General features: G+C 73.5%; 15 protein-coding genes. 6 read left to right on the forward strand and 9 right to left on the reverse strand.

What is annotated here, in order from left to right; all coding sequences use genetic code 11:
• Positions 1-3 precede the first annotated feature (3 nt).
• Entirely contained in the window at positions 4-1314 is a 1311-nt protein-coding gene (locus ACFYP4_RS23290) for a DUF6716 putative glycosyltransferase (RefSeq protein ID WP_388787694.1), read from the reverse strand.
• A gap of 198 nt (positions 1315-1512) precedes the next feature.
• On the opposite strand from ACFYP4_RS23290, the gene ACFYP4_RS23295 reads away from it, so the two are divergent.
• From ACFYP4_RS23295 to ACFYP4_RS23305, 3 genes are read left to right on the forward strand one after another with little or no spacing between them, the layout of a single operon-like run.
• On the forward strand, positions 1513-2493 hold the full coding sequence (locus ACFYP4_RS23295; protein WP_358854378.1) for a glycosyltransferase family 2 protein: 981 nt from the start codon (positions 1513-1515) through the stop codon (positions 2491-2493).
• Positions 2490-3824 carry an alpha-2,8-polysialyltransferase family protein gene (locus ACFYP4_RS23300; protein ID WP_388787697.1) on the forward strand — a complete coding sequence of 445 codons (1335 nt, stop codon included), beginning with the start codon at positions 2490-2492 and terminating at the stop codon, positions 3822-3824. The genes ACFYP4_RS23295 and ACFYP4_RS23300 overlap by 4 nt, the downstream gene beginning before the upstream one ends.
• Positions 3821-4963 (forward strand): acyltransferase family protein, encoded by a 1143-nt coding sequence (locus ACFYP4_RS23305; RefSeq protein WP_388787700.1) that lies wholly within the window; start codon positions 3821-3823, stop codon positions 4961-4963. Before ACFYP4_RS23300 ends, ACFYP4_RS23305 begins: the two co-directional genes overlap by 4 nt.
• A gap of 24 nt (positions 4964-4987) precedes the next feature.
• Here the strand turns inward: ACFYP4_RS23305 and ACFYP4_RS23310 are convergent, their stop codons facing one another.
• Positions 4988-5638, reverse strand: a complete 651-nt coding sequence (locus tag ACFYP4_RS23310; RefSeq protein WP_358854375.1) for a TetR/AcrR family transcriptional regulator C-terminal domain-containing protein — start codon at positions 5636-5638, stop codon at positions 4988-4990.
• Between the two features lie 39 nt (positions 5639-5677).
• Here ACFYP4_RS23310 and ACFYP4_RS23315 point away from each other — a divergent pair, with 39 nt between their 5' ends.
• Complete coding sequence (locus ACFYP4_RS23315) at positions 5678-7141, forward strand: FAD-dependent monooxygenase (protein ID WP_388787703.1); 1464 nt, start codon at positions 5678-5680, stop codon at positions 7139-7141.
• Positions 7142-7172: 31 nt separating this feature from the next.
• On the opposite strand, the gene leuE is transcribed toward ACFYP4_RS23315, so the two are convergent.
• The gene (leuE, locus tag ACFYP4_RS23320; RefSeq protein ID WP_388787706.1) at positions 7173-7829 is read right to left on the reverse strand and encodes a leucine efflux protein LeuE; all 657 of its coding nucleotides are present in this window, start codon (positions 7827-7829) and stop codon (positions 7173-7175) included.
• A 60-nt stretch (positions 7830-7889) separates the two neighbouring features.
• Positions 7890-9470: a methylmalonyl-CoA mutase family protein gene (locus tag ACFYP4_RS23325; protein WP_358854372.1), complete on the reverse strand. Its 1581-nt coding sequence runs from the start codon at positions 9468-9470 to the stop codon at positions 7890-7892.
• A gap of 287 nt (positions 9471-9757) precedes the next feature.
• Between ACFYP4_RS23325 and ACFYP4_RS23330 the strand changes: the two genes are divergently transcribed.
• A complete protein-coding gene (locus ACFYP4_RS23330) occupies positions 9758-10603 on the forward strand; it encodes a L,D-transpeptidase family protein (protein ID WP_358854371.1) in 846 nt (281 codons plus the stop codon).
• A 255-nt stretch (positions 10604-10858) separates the two neighbouring features.
• Here the strand turns inward: ACFYP4_RS23330 and ACFYP4_RS23335 are convergent, their stop codons facing one another.
• The 5 genes from ACFYP4_RS23335 to ACFYP4_RS23355 all read right to left on the reverse strand — a co-directional run bounded on the left by ACFYP4_RS23335 (position 10859) and on the right by ACFYP4_RS23355 (position 15385).
• Positions 10859-11980 carry a hypothetical protein gene (locus ACFYP4_RS23335; RefSeq protein ID WP_388787711.1) on the reverse strand — a complete coding sequence of 374 codons (1122 nt, stop codon included), beginning with the start codon at positions 11978-11980 and terminating at the stop codon, positions 10859-10861.
• Entirely contained in the window at positions 11980-12642 is a 663-nt protein-coding gene (locus tag ACFYP4_RS23340) for an RNA polymerase sigma factor (protein WP_358854369.1), read from the reverse strand. Before ACFYP4_RS23340 ends, ACFYP4_RS23335 begins: the two co-directional genes overlap by 1 nt.
• Before the next feature lie 603 nt (positions 12643-13245).
• Complete coding sequence (locus ACFYP4_RS23345) at positions 13246-14142, reverse strand: hypothetical protein (protein ID WP_388787714.1); 897 nt, start codon at positions 14140-14142, stop codon at positions 13246-13248.
• A 51-nt stretch (positions 14143-14193) separates the two neighbouring features.
• Positions 14194-14811 (reverse strand): RNA polymerase sigma factor, encoded by a 618-nt coding sequence (locus ACFYP4_RS23350; protein ID WP_358854367.1) that lies wholly within the window; start codon positions 14809-14811, stop codon positions 14194-14196.
• Between the two features lie 166 nt (positions 14812-14977).
• On the reverse strand, positions 14978-15385 hold the full coding sequence (locus ACFYP4_RS23355) for a hypothetical protein (RefSeq protein WP_358854386.1): 408 nt from the start codon (positions 15383-15385) through the stop codon (positions 14978-14980).
• A gap of 280 nt (positions 15386-15665) precedes the next feature.
• On the opposite strand from ACFYP4_RS23355, the gene ACFYP4_RS23360 reads away from it, so the two are divergent.
• On the forward strand, positions 15666-18440 hold the full coding sequence (locus tag ACFYP4_RS23360; protein WP_358854366.1) for an FG-GAP-like repeat-containing protein: 2775 nt from the start codon (positions 15666-15668) through the stop codon (positions 18438-18440).
• The last annotated feature ends 39 nt before the right edge of the window (positions 18441-18479 follow it).

An 18479-nucleotide genomic window follows, 5' to 3' on the forward strand; every position in this document is an offset into this window, starting at 1 on the left:
TGCTCACAGCTCCCCCATCCGCCGGATGACGGGCGCCACGCGCTGGACGCCGTGGCGGTAGGCGCCGCGGGCCGCGCGCCGCACGATCTGCCGTACGGGGCTGGGCTCCTTGTCGGCGGCGGGTGCGCCGGGCAGCGGGCTGCCGTCGGGGGCGAGGTGGTGGCGGGCGAGGATGCCGGGCAGGTAACCGGGCGCGGTGACGGGCGTGTAGAAGGGCGCGAGCCGCGGGAGCCGGGCGGCGGAGAGCAGTTCACCGATGCGGGCGCGCGCCGGGTCGAAGGCCCTCTCGTAGGTCCCTCCCCCGACGGCGACGCCCTGCCGGGCCACCCACGCCGGGTCGGGTGCCGGCTCGTACCCGGCGTCGAGCTGGTCCCAGGAGGCCAGGCAGCCGGAGCCCACGAAGTGGTGGTTGCCGAGCGCCTCGCGGATCCCGAGGTCGGTCAGGACGACGGTGGGGACGCGGCGGTGCAGGGACTCCAGGGCCGCGGTGGAGCTGACGGTGACCAGCAGGTCGGTGCGGTCCAGGACCTCGCCCATGTGCCCGTACACCAGGCGGAAGTTGGCGGGCGGACCGGCCTTCTCCGCCAGCTTCTGGTAGGGCAGCTCCTCGATGTGCGTGGTGTGTTCGCCCGGCCTGGACCGCAGCTTCAGCAGGACCTGGCGGTCCGGGTGCAGCCGTGCGTGCCGGATCAGGCGGTCCAGCAGGTACGTACGGTCCTTGCGGCTCTCCGGCACGGAGGGCTGGGCCGCGAAGACGACCGTGTACGGGTCGTGCCCGCGGTGCTCGGCGCCGCCGAGGAAGGGCAGTGCCACCTCCGTCACCGACGAGGCGTCGGCGCCCACGCCCTCGTACACGGCGCGGAAACGCTCGGCGTCCTGGCGGGAGTTGGCGAGGACGAGGTCCGCGCCGTGCCGCAGCAGCAGCCCGTCGGCGAGCTTCTCGTACACGACGCCCACGTAGCCGGTGACGACCACGGGCCGCCGGGTCCGGCCGTCCCAGGCCCGCCCGAGCCCGTGCAGCATCGCCTGGACGGCACCGCCGACGAGGGCGAGCACGACGATGTCGTACGTCTCCCGGCCCATGGCGCGCAGGAACTCGACGCCGGTGACCTCGCGGAGCGAGTCGGGGCGGACGCCGACTTCCTGGAGCTGGCGGGCGGTGGGCGTGGCACGGCCGCGCAGCAGGAAGCCGTCGAGCCGGATGTCCGATTCGGCCGGTGAGACGCGGCTCGCGGTGAGCGAGCCCCATTTCCACCGGGTATCGGAATCCGCGAGGACGGCGACCCGCAGGGACTTCCTGGTACTTGCTGGCACGTCGACGACGCTAGGAAGCGAGAAAGATGTGCGGCCCAACCCGAATGCAACAAAGGGTTAACAGCACATCGACGAATGGCGATCCGGGCCCCGATCCATTTGTGAATCAGCCTGGTTCACGGCTTCGCCACGCGTCGTTCACCTTGCATCCCACCAACGGTCAAGACGAATGCCGGGCCGGCGCCTAACGTCACTCGGGTGGTCAAGCTCTCCGTCATCGTGCCGTTCTTCAACGTGCAGCAATACGCGCCCGACACCCTGAAGAGTCTGCGTGCCAACACACGCGACGACTTCGAATTCATCCTCGTCGACGACTGTTCCCGCGACGAGACGCCGGACATTCTCGCGCGTGCGGAGCGCGAGCTCCCGGGCGCGGTGCATGTCAGACACGAGAAGAACGGAGGCCTTGCGACCGCGCGCAACACCGGCATCGACACGGCGCGCGGCGAATACCTGACGTTCCTCGACGGGGACGACTGGCTCGCCCCCGGCTACTACGAGCAACTCCTCGCCGCCATCGAGGAGCTGGGCTGCGACTTCGTCCGTACGGACCACGTCCAGTGCACCGCGCGGGCCCGCACCGTCCACCGGGTCCCGCACGGCCGGCGGGGGGTCGTCCTGCGTCCCCGCGACGCGATCCTGCCCGCCGACCGGTCCACCTCCGTCGACTACGCCTACGCCTGGGCCGGCATCTATCACCGCCGGCTGGTCGACCGGGGGCTGCTGCACTTCACCGACGGACTGCGGACGGCGGAGGACCGGCCGTGGATCTGGAAGCTGCACCGGGAGGCGGAATCATTCGCGACGGTGGGGCTGCTCGGAGTGTTCTACCGGCGCGGGGTCGCCTCTTCCCTCACGCAGATCGGGGACGTGCGGCAGCTCGATTTCATCCGCGCCTTCGACCAGGTCGTCTCGGAGACCGCCGCGGACCGCGACGCGGACATTCTGCTGCCCAAGGCCGTGCGCACCTATTGCGCGATCATTTCCCACCACCTGGGATCCATCGAAAGGTTCGAGCCGTCCGTGGCACGGAAATTGAAGTCCATGAGTGCCGTCGCACTGCGGCGCATGCCGCAGGACGTGCTGGACGAGGCGCTCGACTCGATGGACGTCCAGCGCGCGACGCGGCTGCGCCGGCTGCGGCGGCGTCCGGTTCCGGCCACGGGGGTGGCCGCGTGACCACGCAGATCTTCATGGTGTCCACGCTGTACGGCACGGCGACGCTCGCCGCGGCCCTGGACACGGACCGTTTCGCACCCGTCGACCGGCGCATCCTGCTCGTGTCGAACAACGCGGCGACGCCCGAGACGACGCCCGCCGTGGACGAGATGCCGGGCTTCGCGCAGCTGCGCGGCCGCTTCGACGAGGTGATCTCGTGGAACGAGACCATCTCCCCCTTCCACCCGGGCGGCTGGGCACCGCGGCCCGACGACGTGCCGCTCTGGGAGCGGCATCTGCGGCTCGCCTGGCGGCTCGGGGACGACGACGTCGAGCTGGCCGTCGAGTCGATCCAGGTGAACCCGGCGCTCGCCGTGGCGCAGATCTTCCTGGGCGCGCCCGTCACCGTGTACGCGGACGGCCTGATGAGCTACGGACCCACCCGCTCCAAGATCGACCCGCTGGTCGGCACGCGGGTGACCCGGCTGCTCCACCTGGACCTGGTGCCGGGTCTCACGCCCCTGCTGCTCACGGAGTTCGGCGTCGGCCCCGAGGTCGTGCCGACGGACGCCTTCGCGAAGGTGCTCGCCGAACTCGGGGACACCGGCGACGCGTTGCCGCAGGTCGAGGAACCGGCGCTGCTGCTCGGCCAGTACCTCTCGGCGCTCGGCATCCTCTCCGCCGAGGAGGAGGAGGACCTGCACGTACGGATGCTGAGGGGCGCCGTCGAACTCGGCCACACCCGCGTGGTGTTCAAGCCGCACCCCACCGCGCCCGCCCGCTGGTCGCGTCTCCTGGAGAAGGAGGCGGAGAAACTGGGCGCCGACCTCACGGTGCTCGACACCCCGGTCCTCGCCGAGGTGCTGTACCAGCGGATGCGTCCCGCGCTGGTCGTCGGCTGCTTCTCCACCGCGCTGCTCACGGCGTCCGCGCTGTACGGCCTGCCGGTCGCCCGGATCGGCACGGAGACGCTCCTCGACCGCCTCACACCGTACGAGAACAGCAACCGCGTTCCCGTCACCGTCGTGGACGCGCTGCTGCCCGAACTGACGGACCGGGCGGCGGTCGCGTCGCAGCGCCCGGGACCCGAGGCGGCGGACCTCACGAGCCTCGTCCATGCCGTCGGGTACGCCATGCAGCCGAAGATCTACCCGCGGCTGCGCCCCGCCGCCGAGCGGTATCTGGCCCGTCGTCTGGACCAGCACACCTGGCGCTACTTCAAGCGGCGGCGCCTGACCTCGCTGGCGCTGCCCGGCGCGGTCCCCGCCCAGCTCGCGTTCCTTCCACGCAACGCGACCGTCCGCCGGGTGGCCCGCCGCGCGCGCTCCCTCAAGCGGGCGACGCTCGGATGACCGCGTCCACGAAGGAGCCGGCGGCCCTCGCGCCACCGGCCGCGGAGGCCGCCGACGTCCCGCCCAGGACAGGCCCCCGGGTGCACGCGCCCCGCCTGCGCGCGCTCGACGGGCTGCGGCTGATCGCCGCGCTGATGGTCGCCGCGTACCACTACGGCGGCCGGGACGGTGAGATCGCCGAGGCGTGGGGCAGCTCGCCGAGGCTGCAGTTCCCCACCCTGCACTCGTGGTTCGCGTACGGCTGTCTCGGCGTGCAGATCTTCTTCGTGATCAGCGGGTTCGTGATCTGCATGAGCGGCTGGGGCCGCACGCTGCGCGCGTTCTTCGCCTCGCGCGCCTCCCGGCTGCTGCCGTCCTACTGGGCGGCGGTGATCCTCGTGACGGCGGTGTTCGCGCTGCCGGTCGTCGCCTACCGCGCGGTGTCGCCGAGCGACGCCCTGGTGAACCTGACGATGCTGCAGCAGCCGCTGGGTGTGGACCGGGTGCTGGGGGTCTGCTGGACGCTGTGGGCCGAGGTCCGCTTCTACGCGCTGTTCGCCCTGTGCATCGTGCTGCCGGGCGCGAACCGGCAGCGCGTCATCCTGTTCTGTGCGGGCTGGACGCTGGCGGCGGCGATCGCGGAGTCCGCGGACCAGCCCCTGCTGGACATCGTCCTGATGCCGGAGTACGCGCCGTTCTTCATCGGCGGCGTCGGCCTGTACCTGGTCCATCGCGACCGGCGGGACGCGTACGCCTGGGGCATCGTCGGCGTCAGCTGGCTGGTGGGCCAGCACTACGCGGTGATGCGCCTGTGGCACGCCCCGAACCCGGACTTCTTCTCGTACCGCACCTCGTACGGCATCGTCCTGGTCGTCACCCTCGGGTTCCTCGCCGTGGCCGCGATCGCGCTGGGCTGGCTGGGCTGGGCGAACTGGCACCGGCTGACCCTGGCGGGCGCGCTGACGTACCCCTTCTACCTGATCCACGAGCACCTAGGCTGGGTCGCCGTCGAGGCCTACCACCGGACCCTGCACATCCCGTCGTACGGGACCCTCCCGCTCACCGTCGTCACGATGCTGGTCCTGGCCTGGCTGCTGAACCACTTCGTCGAGGACCGGCTGGCGCCCCGACTGCGGGCGCTGCTCACCTCCGCCCGCTGAGCCCCGGGCCCCGCCACCCGGGGCTCAGGCGATCCGGTACCGCGCCTCGATCCCCGCGACCACCAGGCGCAGCCCTTCCTCGAAGCCCTGCTCGTAATCCTGGAAGAGCTCGGCGCCCGCGGCGGCCGAGAGGGGGAAGTCCGCCATGCGCGCGGCACGCTCCGCCACGTCGAAGCCCTCGCGGCGCTCCCCCGGCAGGGGCTGGACGCCCTGTTCCTCGGTGACGAAGCCGAGGGTGAAGAGGTAGGCGGTGGTGATGGCGCGGACCGCCTGCGGGAGGTCGAAGCCGGCGTCGAGGAACGCGCGGAGGTGCTCCTCCATCTGGACCGCGTGGTCGGTGCCGGTGAAGCGGGAACCGCTGAAGACCTTGGCGCCGTCGCGGTAGCCGAGCAGGGAGCGGCGCAGGGCGCGGTTGGCCGCGAGGAGCCGCTCCTGCCAGCTGCCGTCCGGGGCGGGCCGCGCCCCGGCCACCATCCGGCGGTACATCTCCGTCGCCATCTCGTCGAGCAGCGCCTGCTTGTTCTTGACGTGCCAGTAGAGGGCCGGGGCCTGGACGTCCAGTTCCTTCGCGATGGCCCGCAGGGTGAGGCCGTCGAGGCCCACCTCGTTGAGCAGCCGCAGCGCGGTGTCGGTGACCAGTCGCTTGTCCAGTCTGGGGGTTCTCCGGGAAGTCACGGTTGACAGTTTAACGCTGTTAAGTGCATGCTGCGGCGCATGGAACTTAACAGCGTTAAGGAGCTGCCCGTGGACGCCGTCGAGACCGACGTGCTCGTCGTCGGCGCCGGCCCGACCGGCCTGGCCCTCGCCGTCGACCTGGCCCGGCGCGGGGTGCGCGCCCTGGTCGTCGAGCGGGCCGACGCGCTCTTCCCCGGCTCACGCGGCAAGGGACTCCAGCCGCGCACCCTGGAGGTCATGGACGACCTCGGGGTCCTGGACGCGGTCCGGGCGGCCGGCGGCCCCTACCCGATGGGCATGATCTGGCGGGACGGGGTGCGCCAGGGCGAGCACCGCATGATCGACGAGGCCGAGCCGACCGAGGCGGAGCCCTACCGGGGGACCTGGATGCTGCCGCAGTGGCGCACCCAGGAGATCCTGCACGCGCGGCTGCGGGAACTCGGCGAGGACGTCGCGTTCGGCCGCGAACTGACGGGCCTCGCCCAGGACGCCGGCGGCGTCACCGCGTCCTTCACGTCCGGGCCGCCGGTCCGCGCCCGGTACGCCGTCGCGGCCGACGGCGGCCGCTCGGCCGTGCGGCGGGCCCTCGGCATCGGTATGCGCGGCGAGAGTGTCGACCCGCACCCGACCCTGGTCGCCGACGTCCGGATCACCGGACTGGACCGCGACCACTGGCACCTCTTCCCGCCGGCCGACGGCGCGCAGCTCATGGCGATCTGCCCGCTGGCCGGGACCGAGGACTTCCAGGTCCTCGCGCAGTTCCCCGCGGACCTGACGCCCGACCCCTCCCCCGAAGGCCTGCGCAAGGTCGTCGCCACCCGCTCCCACCTCACACCGGACGCGGTCACGGAGGTGCGCTGGGCCTCCGTCTTCCGGGCGCGGACCGCGCTGGCGGACCGGTTCCGCGAGGGGCGGGTCCTCCTGGCGGGCGACGCGGCGCACCTGCACTCCCCGGCCGGCGGCCAGGGCCTCAACACCAGCGTCCAGGACGCGTACAACCTGGGCTGGAAGCTCGCGGCGGTGCTGGGCGGCGGGGCCCGGGCGGAACTCCTCGACTCCTACGAGGCGGAGCGCAGGCCCGTCGCCGCCGAGATGCTCGGTCTGTCCACCAGGGTGCACCGGGGAGAGGTCAGGCGCGGCGAGGCGACCGGGCAACTGGGCCTCGGCTACCGGGACTCGGCGCTCACCGAGGAGACCAGGACCGCGCCGGCGAAGGACGCGCTGCACGCCGGGGACCGCGCACCGGACGGACGGCCCGGCGGCGTACGGCTCTTCGACGCGTTCCGGGGACCGCACTGGACCCTGCTGGCGGTGGGCACGGACACCCGGCTCCCGACGTTCGACGGGGACCTGGTGCGCACGCTCCGCACACCGGCGTACGAGGCGTACGGCACCGGTGTGTTCCTCGTCCGCCCCGACGGATACGTGGGCTGGGCGGGCGACACCGCGGTCGGGGCGGCCGGCTACCTGGCGCGGGTCGCCGGGGCCACCGGACGGGACTGAACTCCCCTCCGGCGCACGGCGGGGCCGCGTCCTACACCGAGCTCGCCAGCGACAGCTTGACCGCGAAACCGAGGAACAGCGCGCCCGCCGCCGAGGTGGCCCCCGCCGAGAGGGCCTTGCGCCGGCGGAAGGCGGCCGCCAGCTTCGTGCCGCCGAAGATCAGGGCGGTCAGGTAGAGGAAGCTCGCGAGCTGGGCGAAGGCACCGAGCACGACGAAGGACAGCGCGGGGTAGGCGTACCCGGGGTCCACGAACTGCACGAAGAAGGCGACGAAGAAGAGGATCGCCTTGGGGTTGAAGAGGCTGACGACCAGCGCCCGCCGGAACGGCCGCTCCCCGGCGACCGGCGCCGCCGGTGCGCTCCCGGCCCCGGCCCGCTCCCGCCGGGTCCGCCACATCGCCCACGCGGCCCGCAGCATCCCGACCGCCAGCCAGGTCAGATAGCCGGCCCCGGCGTACTTCACGATCCCGAACAGCACCGCGTTCGCCTGGAGCAGCGAGGCGACTCCCGCGGCGGACAGCGTCATCAGCACGGCGTCCCCGCACCAGACGCCCGCAGCGGCCCGGTACCCGGCGCGCACACCGCGGCGGGCGGCCACCGAGAGCACGTAGAGCGAGTTCGGCCCGGGGAGCAGCACGATCAGGACGAGGCCCACGAGGTAGGTGGGGAGGTCGATGACGCCAAGCATGAGCGGAGTGTCGCACAGGCGTACGGCACTCCGCTCGGGGCTTTCCGCGCCGCGGTCCGGTCAGAACGCGTCGGTCGGCACGTACGTCCCCCAGACCTCCCGGAGGGCGTTGCACACCTCGCCCACGGTCGCCCGGGCGCGCAGCGCGTCCTTCATCGGGTACAGGACGTTGTCCGTGCCCTCGGCCGCCTTCTTCAGGTCCGCGAGGGCCGCGTCGACCACCGCCTGGTCGCGCTCGGCGCGCAGGGTGGCGAGCCGTTCCGCCTGCTGGGCCTCGATGGCCGGGTCGACGCGCAGCGGCTCGTAGGGCTCCTCCGCGTCGAGCTGGTAGCGGTTGACGCCCACGACCACGCGCTCGCCGGAGTCCGTCTCCAGGGCGATGCGGTAGGCGGAGCGTTCGATCTCGCCCTTCTGGAAGCCGCGCTCGATCGCGTTGACCGCGCCGCCCATCTCCTCGACCTTCGCCATCAGCTCGACGGCGGCGGCCTCCACGTCGTCCGTCATCTTCTCGACCACGTACGAACCGGCGAACGGGTCCACGGTGGCGGTGACGTCCGTCTCGTACGCCAGCACCTGCTGGGTCCGCAGGGCCAGGCGCGCGCTCTTGTCCGTGGGCAGCGCGATGGCCTCGTCGAAGGAGTTCGTGTGCAGGGACTGCGTACCGCCGAGCACCGCACCCAGCCCCTGGACGGCGACCCGGACCAGGTTCACCTCGGGCTGCTGCGCCGTCAGCTGCACCCCGGCGGTCTGCGTGTGGAAGCGCAGCATCAGCGACTTGGGGTTCTTCGCGCCGAACTCCTCGCGCATCACCCTCGCCCAGATACGGCGGGCGGCACGGAACTTGGCGACCTCCTCCAGGATCGTCGTACGGGCGACGAAGAAGAAGGACAGGCGCGGGGCGAAGTCGTCGACGTCCATACCGGCCGCGACGGCCGTGCGCACGTACTCGATGCCGTCCGCGAGCGTGAAGGCGATCTCCTGCGCGGGGGAGGCACCGGCCTCGGCCATGTGGTAGCCGGAGATCGAGATCGTGTTCCACTTCGGGATCTCGGCCTTGCAGTACTTGAAGATGTCGGCGATCAGGCGCAGGGAGGGCTTCGGCGGGAAGATGTACGTGCCGCGGGCGATGTACTCCTTCAGCACGTCGTTCTGGATCGTGCCCGTCAGCCGGTCCGCGGGGACGCCCTGCTCCTCGCCGACGAGCTGGTACATCAGCAGCAGCAGGGCGGCGGGGGCGTTGATCGTCATCGACGTGGAGACCTTGTCCAGCGGGATGCCGCCGAACAGGATGCGCATGTCGTCCACGGAGTCGATGGCGACGCCCACCTTGCCGACCTCACCGGAGGCGATCGGCGCGTCGGAGTCGTGGCCCATCTGGGTCGGCAGGTCGAAGGCGACGGAAAGGCCCATGGTGCCGTTCGCGATCAGCTGCTGGTAACGGGCGTTGGACTCCACGGCCGTACCGAAACCGGCGTACTGGCGCATCGTCCACGGCCGGCCGGTGTACATCGAGGGGTACACGCCACGCGTGAACGGGTACTGTCCGGGCGCGCCCAGCTTCTCCGCGGGATCCCAGTCCGCAAGGGCGTCCGGCCCGTAGACCGGCTCGATGGGCAGTCCGGACTCCGACTCGCGCGCCATGGTGTGTGCCTCCGCATGCTTGGTTACTCGCTAGTACAGACGACCCTCGCGACGGACTGTAGCGGCGGCCGTGCGCCCGGTGGAGAGGACCGCGCTGGGACCTTGCTCACAGACCCGTTCGGGCCCGTCAAGGGTCCCGGTGCGCCTGTCCCGACTATGGCGCACGCTCCGGCCGTCAACAATGGCGGCTGGTTCGCAACCGGACGCGTGAGGGGAGCATCTCAGGTGACACAGCCGAGCCGGCGCGGAACTCCGAGACGACAGGGGCCGGAATGCGAAGCACGGGCATGAGGAGGGGCGTCGCCGTGCTCGTGGCGCTCGCCGCCGTCACCGGCTGCAAGGCGGCGGCCGACGGGGCCGGGGACGGACGGCAGCCGCTGGTGCGGATCGACGTCACGGGCACGCCCGACGCCAAGGGCCGGCAGCAGGACGGCACGCCGGGGGCGGACGGCGGTACCGGGAAGCCCGGCACGCGGAAGCCCGGCACGGCGCCGGCCGCCGCACGGGTGCTCTGGTCCTCGGGCGACCGGGGCACGGACGTCCGCGAGGTGCAGGCCAGACTCCGGCAGCTCGCCTGGCTGTTCGAAGGGCCCACCGGGACGTACGACACCGCGACGGTCACGGCGGTCAGGGGCTTCCAGGGCAAGCGCGGGCTGCCGACGACCGGCGTGACGGACACCGCCACCTGGCGGCGGCTGGTCCGGATGACGCACGAGCCGACGAAGTGGGAGCTGTACGCCTTCGGCGGGCAGCCCGCCGCCGAACCGGACCCGCGCTGCATGACCGGGCGGGTGCTGTGCATCAGCAAGACCAGCAGGACCCTGCGCTGGATGATCGACGGCAGGACGGTCTCGACGATGGCGGTGCGCTTCGGCACGCAGTACACACCCACGCGCGAGGGGGTGTTCACCGTCTACTTCAAGTCCCGCCACCACGTGTCGACGCTCTACGACTCGCCGATGCCGTACGCGCTGTTCTTCAGCGGGGGCCAGGCGGTCCACTACTCGTCCGACTTCGCGGCCCGGGGCTACGCCGGGGGCTCGCACGGTTGCGTCAACGTACGGGACGAGGCGAAGATCTCGGCGCTGTTCGCGCAGGTCCGCTCGGGGGACAAGGTCGTCGTCCACTGGTGACGCGGGACCCGCCACGGCGGGAAGGAGTGGGGCGCGGGCGGAACCGGGGGAACGTGTCCCGCCCGCGCCTCGGTGCACCGAGCCGTGGGTACGGGGGGAACCCCGGCTCGATGCGAGGGCCGATGACCAGTCGGCTCACTCATTACTGCGCCCCGGCGGCCGAAAACGTCACACCCCCGCGGGAAAAATTTCAATGAATTACGAAACCGCAGGTCAGAGCGGTGCACGGTGGCAAGCTCCCCGGGTTCTTCCAGCTCAGGAGCGTGCCGGCACCGACAGGGCGCTGTACCCGGGCGAGGGGCTGGACGCGTCGGAGGCCGCCCGGGTTTCCCCGGCCGTGACGTGCTTCGCCGGCTTCGGCGCCGACGAGGGGGCGAAGCCCGCGGGCGGTGTGGCGTCGGCGTTCCCCCGGTGGCCGCCCGGGACCACGTGGTGCTTGCCGTCGTCGCGGCCGCCCTTGTCCCCCTTGTCCTTGTCCTTGTCCTTGTCCTTGTCCTTGTCCTTGTCCTTGTCCTTGTCCTTGTCCGTCTTGCCGCCGCTCTCCTCGTCGGCACCGGAACGGCCCTCCGCGTCCCCGAGGACGCCCTGGCAGTACTTCTTGACGCGGCCGGAGCCCCGGGCCGCGTCCTCCAGGACCCGTCTGCGGTCCGCGTCGAGCTGCCGGCCCCTGCGCAGATCGCGGCAGGACGCCAGCACGCTGCCCCGCCGGTCGCCGGAGCGGCCGGACACGCCCGTGTCCTCGGCGTCGTCCGGCTGCCCGCTCGCGGCGCCGCCGCCGCGCGCCTCGTCGCGTCCGGTGCCGCCCGGGGCCGAGCCCTCCGCGGACCCGTCGGGTGACGGCACGCCGGACCGGCCCCCGGTGACGCCGGGTGACGGGGAGAGGAGCGGCTGCCGGGGTGTCGACGCCGCGGAGACCGTGGCGGCCGGTGCGGGCTCGCGGTCGCCGAACGGCGTGGGCAGCACTCCGGTTCCCGCCGCCACGGCGACCCCGCCGATCATCCCGGCGGCCAGCGCGGCGGCCAGCCCCAGCCGCAGCGGGCGGCCCCAGGGGGTCCGCCGCCCGGCCTGCGCGGGGCGCCCGAGGCGTACCAGGCCGGCGTCGGCGGAGCGGGCGGCGCCGCGCGTACGGTGCTCGCCCCCGGACAGCGCGGACTCGGCGTCCGCCCCGGTGCGGGCCATGCGGAAGGCGGCCAACGCCGCGGCCTCACCGGGGAGTTCGGCGCTGTTCAGCGGGGGTGCGGCGGCCAGCGCCAGCAGGGCCTCGGCCAGCCGGTCCGCCTGCTCGCGGGTCTCGGCGTCGACGGTCTCCAGCGGCTCCCCGCGCAGCAGCCGCTCCGCGGCCTCACGGTCCAGCCACCTGTACTGCTCGTCGGCCATCACATGTCCTTCTGCGTCCGCGCACGCGTATGCGTCACACCGGCGGACGTCACCGCGCGGGTATGCGGCGCTCTTTGCGGGGGCAGGGCACCGAGGGCGGCCGCGGATTCCGCATCCGCGCCGAGCAGCTCCGCGAGCCGCTTCAGGCCGCGGTGCGCCGCGGTGCGGACGGCGCCGGGGCGCTTGCCCAGGGTCTCGGCCGCGGTCTTGGCGTCGAGTCCGACGACGACACGCAGCACGACGGCCTCGGCCTGGTCCTGCGGCAGCCGGGCGATGAGGGAGAGGGTGCTGTCGGTGGCCAGGGCCTCGATCGCCTCGCCCGCGGTGTCGGACTCGGCCGCCTGCCCGGTCAGCTCGGTCTCGTCGCCGCCTATCGCGGGGCGGCGGCCGCGCATGCGTATGTGGTCGAGGGCGCGGTTGCGGGCGATACGGGCGGCCCAGCCGCGGAACCGGTCTGCGTCACCGCTGAACCGCGCGAGGTCACGGGCGATCTGCAGCCAGGCCTCGGACGTCACGTCCTCGGCGTCCGGGTCGCCGACCAGCGTCCGTACGTACCCGAGCAGCCGCGGGTGCACCGCGCGGTACACAGTCCGGAACGCGGTCTCGTCCCCGTCCTGCGCCGCACGCACCGCGGCGGTCAGCTCCGCGTCGTCCCCCAGCACCGCGCCCCTCTTGCGCCTAGGCCGGCGCCGCTCTCGCGGACCGGGTTCTCGCCGTCGTGTCCCTCTGTCGAAGGTCGCGGTCGTGGGCCCTTCGTGGATGTGGCGCCGGTTCACAGTCCGGCGCGAAAGGCACGTTACGGCGTTAAACCGTTCCTCGTCCATGACCGTAGAACATGCAACTAACTCGTGACGCGGTGAGGTGTGACAGAAAGCGCACTCACGGCGCTGTAGGAAGTACGGGCCGCGCGGCCCGTGCCGCGCGACGGCCGGGGCCTCTCCTGTGGGGGGTGGCGGCCCCGGCCGTTGCCATCGGCACACGGCCGAGTGCACCTTCCGGCACCCGGGGCGCGGGGCAAGAATCAGCCCCTCCGGCGTTTGAGGAGCGGGGTCCGGGGCGGAGCCCCGCGGCGGCAGCGGTCACGGGCGCCCGAGAAGCGGGTCAGGCTTCACCCCCTCCGGCACCAAGGACGCGCGGCAGAGTTCCCCCTCCGGCACCCGGGACGCGGGGCAAGAATCAGCCCCTCCGGCGTTTGAGGAGCGGGGTCCGGGGCGGAGCCCCGCGGCGGGAGCGGCCACCCCGTGCGGAGCGCGACCGACCAGAACCTAGCCCCGCCCACCGTTACCGTTCCCGTTCCCGTTCCCGTTCCCGTTCCCGTTCCCGTTCCCGTTCCCGTTGCTCTTCGACGCCGTGGGCCGGGCGGCCGACCCAGGTCCGACGGGCTCGGCCGCCCGCGTCGGACGACCCGTGCGCGTCGGCCGGTCCTTCTCCCGGGCCGCGCCACCACCCCCCGGAGGGTCACCGTCCACGCTCGCCTCCGCTCCGCCCAACCGCTCCGCGCAGTACGCCTCGACGTGGTCCTCCCCGCCCGCTTCGGCGACCAGCCGCTGCCAGGCGGCCGAGCCGAGGGCCCGGCCCCGGCCCGCGACGGCCTCGTACGCACGGCAGTGCGCCTCCGTGTCCGGGCCGACTCCCGCATCCGGCGACCGCCCGGCCGGGCTCGTGCCGCCGGGTGCGGGAGTCGCCCCCGGCCGCCCCCGCGAGGGACCCGCGGTGCTGTGGGACGGCTCGGCACTCCTCCGCTGCTCCGCACCGTCGCCGGGCGACACACCGGCCGGACCGATGGCCGCGACCGCGACCCCGCCGAGCGCGAGGCCGGCGCACAGCGTCACGAGCACCGTCCGCAGCGACCGCCTCGCCCGCCGCTGCTCCCGCGGCCTCCAGTCGTCCCGGCTCCGGTCCTGCCCGTCGCGCGCCCCCTGCTCCCGGGCGGCACGGAACGCCGCGACGGCACGCCGCTCCCCCTGCGGATCGACCGGCCGGCTCCGCACGGCGGCGAGCAGCACCTCGACGGACGCCTCCGCGGACCCCGCGGGCGCCACGGACTCCGCACCCGCCGGACCCGGCCCCCCGGCGCCCGGCCGCGCGGCGACCGGCCGCGCGGCGACCGGAGGTACGGCCCGGCGGCCGGGTGCCCTCCCGTCGCTCTGCCGTTCACCCATGTCCGCATCCGTCCCCGGCCGTCGTCGTCCCGGCGCCCGTCCTCCCGGCGCTCATCCCGACTCCCCCAGCGTCCGGGGGCCCTCAGGCGTCACACCTTCGGCCCCGAGCTGCCGGGCGAGGCGCCTGAGGCCCCGGTGCGCGGCGGTACGGACGGCGCCGGGCCGTTTGCCGAGGACGCGCGCGGCGGCGGGACCGTCGAGCCCCACGACCACCCGCAGGAGTACGGCCTCGGCCTGGTCGCGGGGCAGCCCGGCGACCAGTTCCAGGGCGTACTCGGTGGACAGGGACTCCAGCGCCTGGTCGTGCGTGCTGTGGACGCCGGGCAGTTCCAGCAGATCCTGTTCGAGCGCGGTCGCCCGGGGCCGTACCCGCTGCCGGCGCAGATGGTCCAGCGCCCGGTGCCGGGCGATCGTCGCCGTCCAGCCGCGGAAGCCCGCCCCGTCCCCCCGGAAACGCCCCAGGTCCCGCGCGATCTCCAGCCACGCGTCGGACGCCACGTCCTCCGCGTCCTCCCCGACGAGCCCGCGCAGGTACCCGAGCAGCCCGGGCTGCACGATGCGGTACGCGACCGCGAACGCGGCCTCGTCCCCCTCCTGGGCCCGCCCGACGGCCACGCCCAGCTCCCCGTCGTACGCCTGCACGCGGCAGGGCTCCCCTCCCTGGCCCAACACTGTCCTCGTTCGCACCGGGTCGTCACGGATCCGCGCCGTGTGCACGGCCGGCCGTGTCCACGCCCCCAAGGTCATCAGCGTCGGGCCCCACAGAAATGTCACAGCCCGTCAGAAGCCCCGTCGCCCGCGCCGCGCCCTGCCGCCCGGACCCCGCGGCACTCCCCTACGCGGACCGCCTGTCGCAGCCGGCGGCCCGGCTCCCCCGGCCGTGCACCTGGAGGTACAGCGTGCGCACGGATTCGGCCGCGCCCTCGTCGAACCGCTTCACGACCTTCCCGAGCGGGTTCCACACCCGTCCGTCGGGCATCCGCACCCCGACCGGCTGCCCGAACAGCTCCCGCTGCCCGGCGTCGAACTCGACCCACACGCCACCGGCCCGCCGGACGAACACCTCCCCGGTGTAGACGCCGAGCCCGAACAGCACGTCGTGCACGCGCCGCCGCTCGGTCCCGCCCTTCCTGACGCCGTCCACGATGAAGTCGACCACCCGGAGGCTGTCCACGGAGTAGTCCAGGGGCAGCCGGTTGCGCGCCGTGACGCTCCGCACGAACTCCGCAGCCTGCCACCTCATCCGCGCCTCGACCTCGCTCCGCTTCGCCACGAGCCCTCCTCGCATCCCCCGCGCGTCCCGCGCGCGTCTCTCGGGACCCAGCGGATCCGGACCGCGGAACGTCACTCTCCGGACGTCTGTGCGATGCCTTGTGGACAGCCCTCCGACGGCCGTGAGACGCCTCCGGCCGTCAGGAGTGATGTAGCGCACACCTTCCGGCGGTGCGGTTTGCCCGTCACTGTGCGCTGAAATAGAGAGCCACCTGCGTGATGGGTGGTCTTTTTGTGAAGTACTTCTAGGGGTGGGGCATTTGAGTCGCCGTAAGACCCATGCGTACAAGCCGCTGAGCCTGAGGCGGAGGACGTGGCTGACGCTCGGCGCCGTCGTACTGGGTGGAGCGGGGGTCGTGTCGTACGCCGTCGCGAACCCGAGCGGCGGCCCGGCCGCCGACGCCGCGCGCGGCAAGCGCCCCGTGGCGGTGCACGGCCTCACGCCGAAGAACGGCGGAGCCGGGGCGCGCGAGCTGCCGCGGACCGGCACCGACCCCTTCTCGCTGGTCGGTGTCTCGTGGACCGGCGCCGCCGCCGAGCTCGACGGAACCGCGCAGGTCCGCACCCGCAGCAGCGAGACCGGGAAGTGGAGCGGCTGGCAGAGCCTCGACGTCGGCTTCCGTCCCGTCGACAGCGCCGAGCCGGGAGCGAAGGACGCGCGCGGCACGTCCCGGCCGCTGTGGGTCGGCGCGAGCGACGGGATCCAGGCCCGGATCGCCGCCGCCGACGGCTCCTCGCGCGCCGGGCTGCCCAAGGGGCTCCAGGTCAACCTGGTGGACCCGGGCGTGACCGCCGCCGAGGCCGTGGGCGCCGCGACCGGCGAGGGAAGCGCCGCCGGGACGAACCGGGCGAGCGGGACCACCGGCACGGTCGACACCGGCACGCTGGACAAGGCCGCCTTCGCCGAGAACCCGACCGACCCCGCCTCCGCGTCGCCGGCGGAGTCCGCCGAACCGTCCGCCCCCGCGAGCGCGTCCGCTTCGGCCACCGCGTCCGAATCCGCCGCCGCACCGGCCACCGCCTCCGCGTCACCGACCGCGACCCCGTCCCCCGCCCCCTCCCCGCTCGCCTCCACCGTCGTCCAGCCGCCCGTCGTCCCGCGCGCCAAGTGGGGCGCGAACGAGTCGGCGGTGGCGGACGCGCCGGAGTACACCGACGGGATCGACGCGGTCTTCGTCCACCACACGGGCGGCACGAACGACTACAGCTGCGCCCAGTCGGCGTCCCTGGTGCGCGGCCTCATGGCGTACGACATCCAGGTCGGCAAGCGCAACGACCTCGGCTACAACTTCCTCGTCGACAAGTGCGGCCGGATCTTCGAGGGCCGCGCGGGCGGCATCGACCTGCCGGTGCGGGGCGAGCACACCTACGGCTTCAACGGCCGCTCGACGGGTGTCGCCGTGCTCGGTGACTTCGAGGGCGATGCGGCCGCCACGCCGGTGAAGCCCGCGGGCAGGCCTTCCCGGGCCGCCGTGGAGGCGGTGGCGCGCCTCGCCGCCTGGAAGCTCGGCCAGTACGACGGCGACCCGAGCGGCTCGGTCACGCTGACCGCCGACGCCGACACCGGCAAGTACGCGGCAGGCACCCGGGTCACGCTGAGGACCGTCGCGGGCCACAAGGACGTCGAGACGACCACGTCCCCCGGCAAGAACCTGTACGGCAAGCTCGCCGAGATCCGCCGGTACGCCTCCAGCGCCGGCCGCAACTCCGCGGCGCCCACGGCCGACTACACCGGTGACGGCGTCAGCGACCTGGTGGCCCCCACGGCCAAGGAGGGCAGCGGCTGGCTCACGCTGGTGCCCGGCGGCACCGGCGGGCCCGTCGCCGCCGCGAAGCGGAAGCTCAACCAGGGCAGTGCCGGCGTCCCCGGCGCCGCCGAGTCCGGCGACCAGTGGGGCGCCGCCACCGCCTGGGGCGACATCAACGGCGACGGGGTCGCGGACCTCGCGGTCGGTGCGCCCGGTGAGGACGACACCACGCACACGGACCGCGGCGCGGTGACGATCCTGTACGGACCCGCGTTCGACACGGGCGCCGACACCATGGCGCTGGGCGACGACTACAACCCGAACAGCGCCAGGTTCGGGGCGACGGTCGCGGTCGGCGACTTCAACGCCGACGGCAAGGCGGACGTCTTCACGGCCGCCACCGGCACCGGCGGCAACTGGGCGGCCCGCTTCGGCGACGGCCACGAGGTCGCCGGCGACATCACCACCGTCAGCGGCGCCCTCGCCTACGCCGACGCGGCCTCCGGCGACTTCAACCGGGACGGCTACGCGGACGTCGCCCTCAACTACCGTGACGCGTCCGGCGCCGGCAAGGTCACCTGGTTCAAGGGCTCCAGGACGCTCGGCCTGTCGAAGGTGTCCACGCTCACCGTCAAGGGCGGCCGCTCCCTCGCCGCGGGCGACGTGAACGGCAACGGCTACGACGACATCGTCGTCGGCCAGCCCTACGCGGGCGAGTCCGGCGGCAGCTCCGGCGGCCAGGTCACGGTGGTCCCCGGCACGTCCACCGGCTTCACCGGCACCGGACTGACGACGGTCCACCAGTCCACCTCCGGGGTGGAGGGCGCCTCCGAGTCCGGCGACGCCTTCGGCACCTCGGTCTCGGTGGGCGACGCCGACGCCGACGGCTACGCGGACGTCCTCACCGGCGCCCCGAACGAGGACATCACCCGGGACGGCACGAACCGGTCCAACGCGGGCTCGGTGTGGCTGCTCAAGGGCACGTCCGCCGGCCTGACCGGCACCGGGTCGCTGGCCGTCTCCCAGGACACCGAAGGCGTCCCCGGTTCCACGGAGACCGACGACAAGCTGGGCTCCGCGCTCTCGCTGACCGACGTCACCGGCGACGGCTACGCCGACCTGACCGTCGGCGCCGAGGGCGAGGACACCGGCAACGGCACCCTGCTGTACGTGCCGGTCCCCGGCGGGTCCGCCGCGCCGGCCCGGTCCGCGTACTACGGGCTGCCCCAGCTGGGCACGGCGACGGCGGCACGGCTGGGCCAGGTGCTCACGCCGTAACGCCGCGGCGTCACCGCCCGGCGGCCCCCGCGGCCGGGG

This window comes from Streptomyces sp. NPDC005551 (assembly GCF_042871785.1).
Taxonomy (GTDB): Bacteria; Actinomycetota; Actinomycetes; order Streptomycetales; family Streptomycetaceae; genus Streptomyces.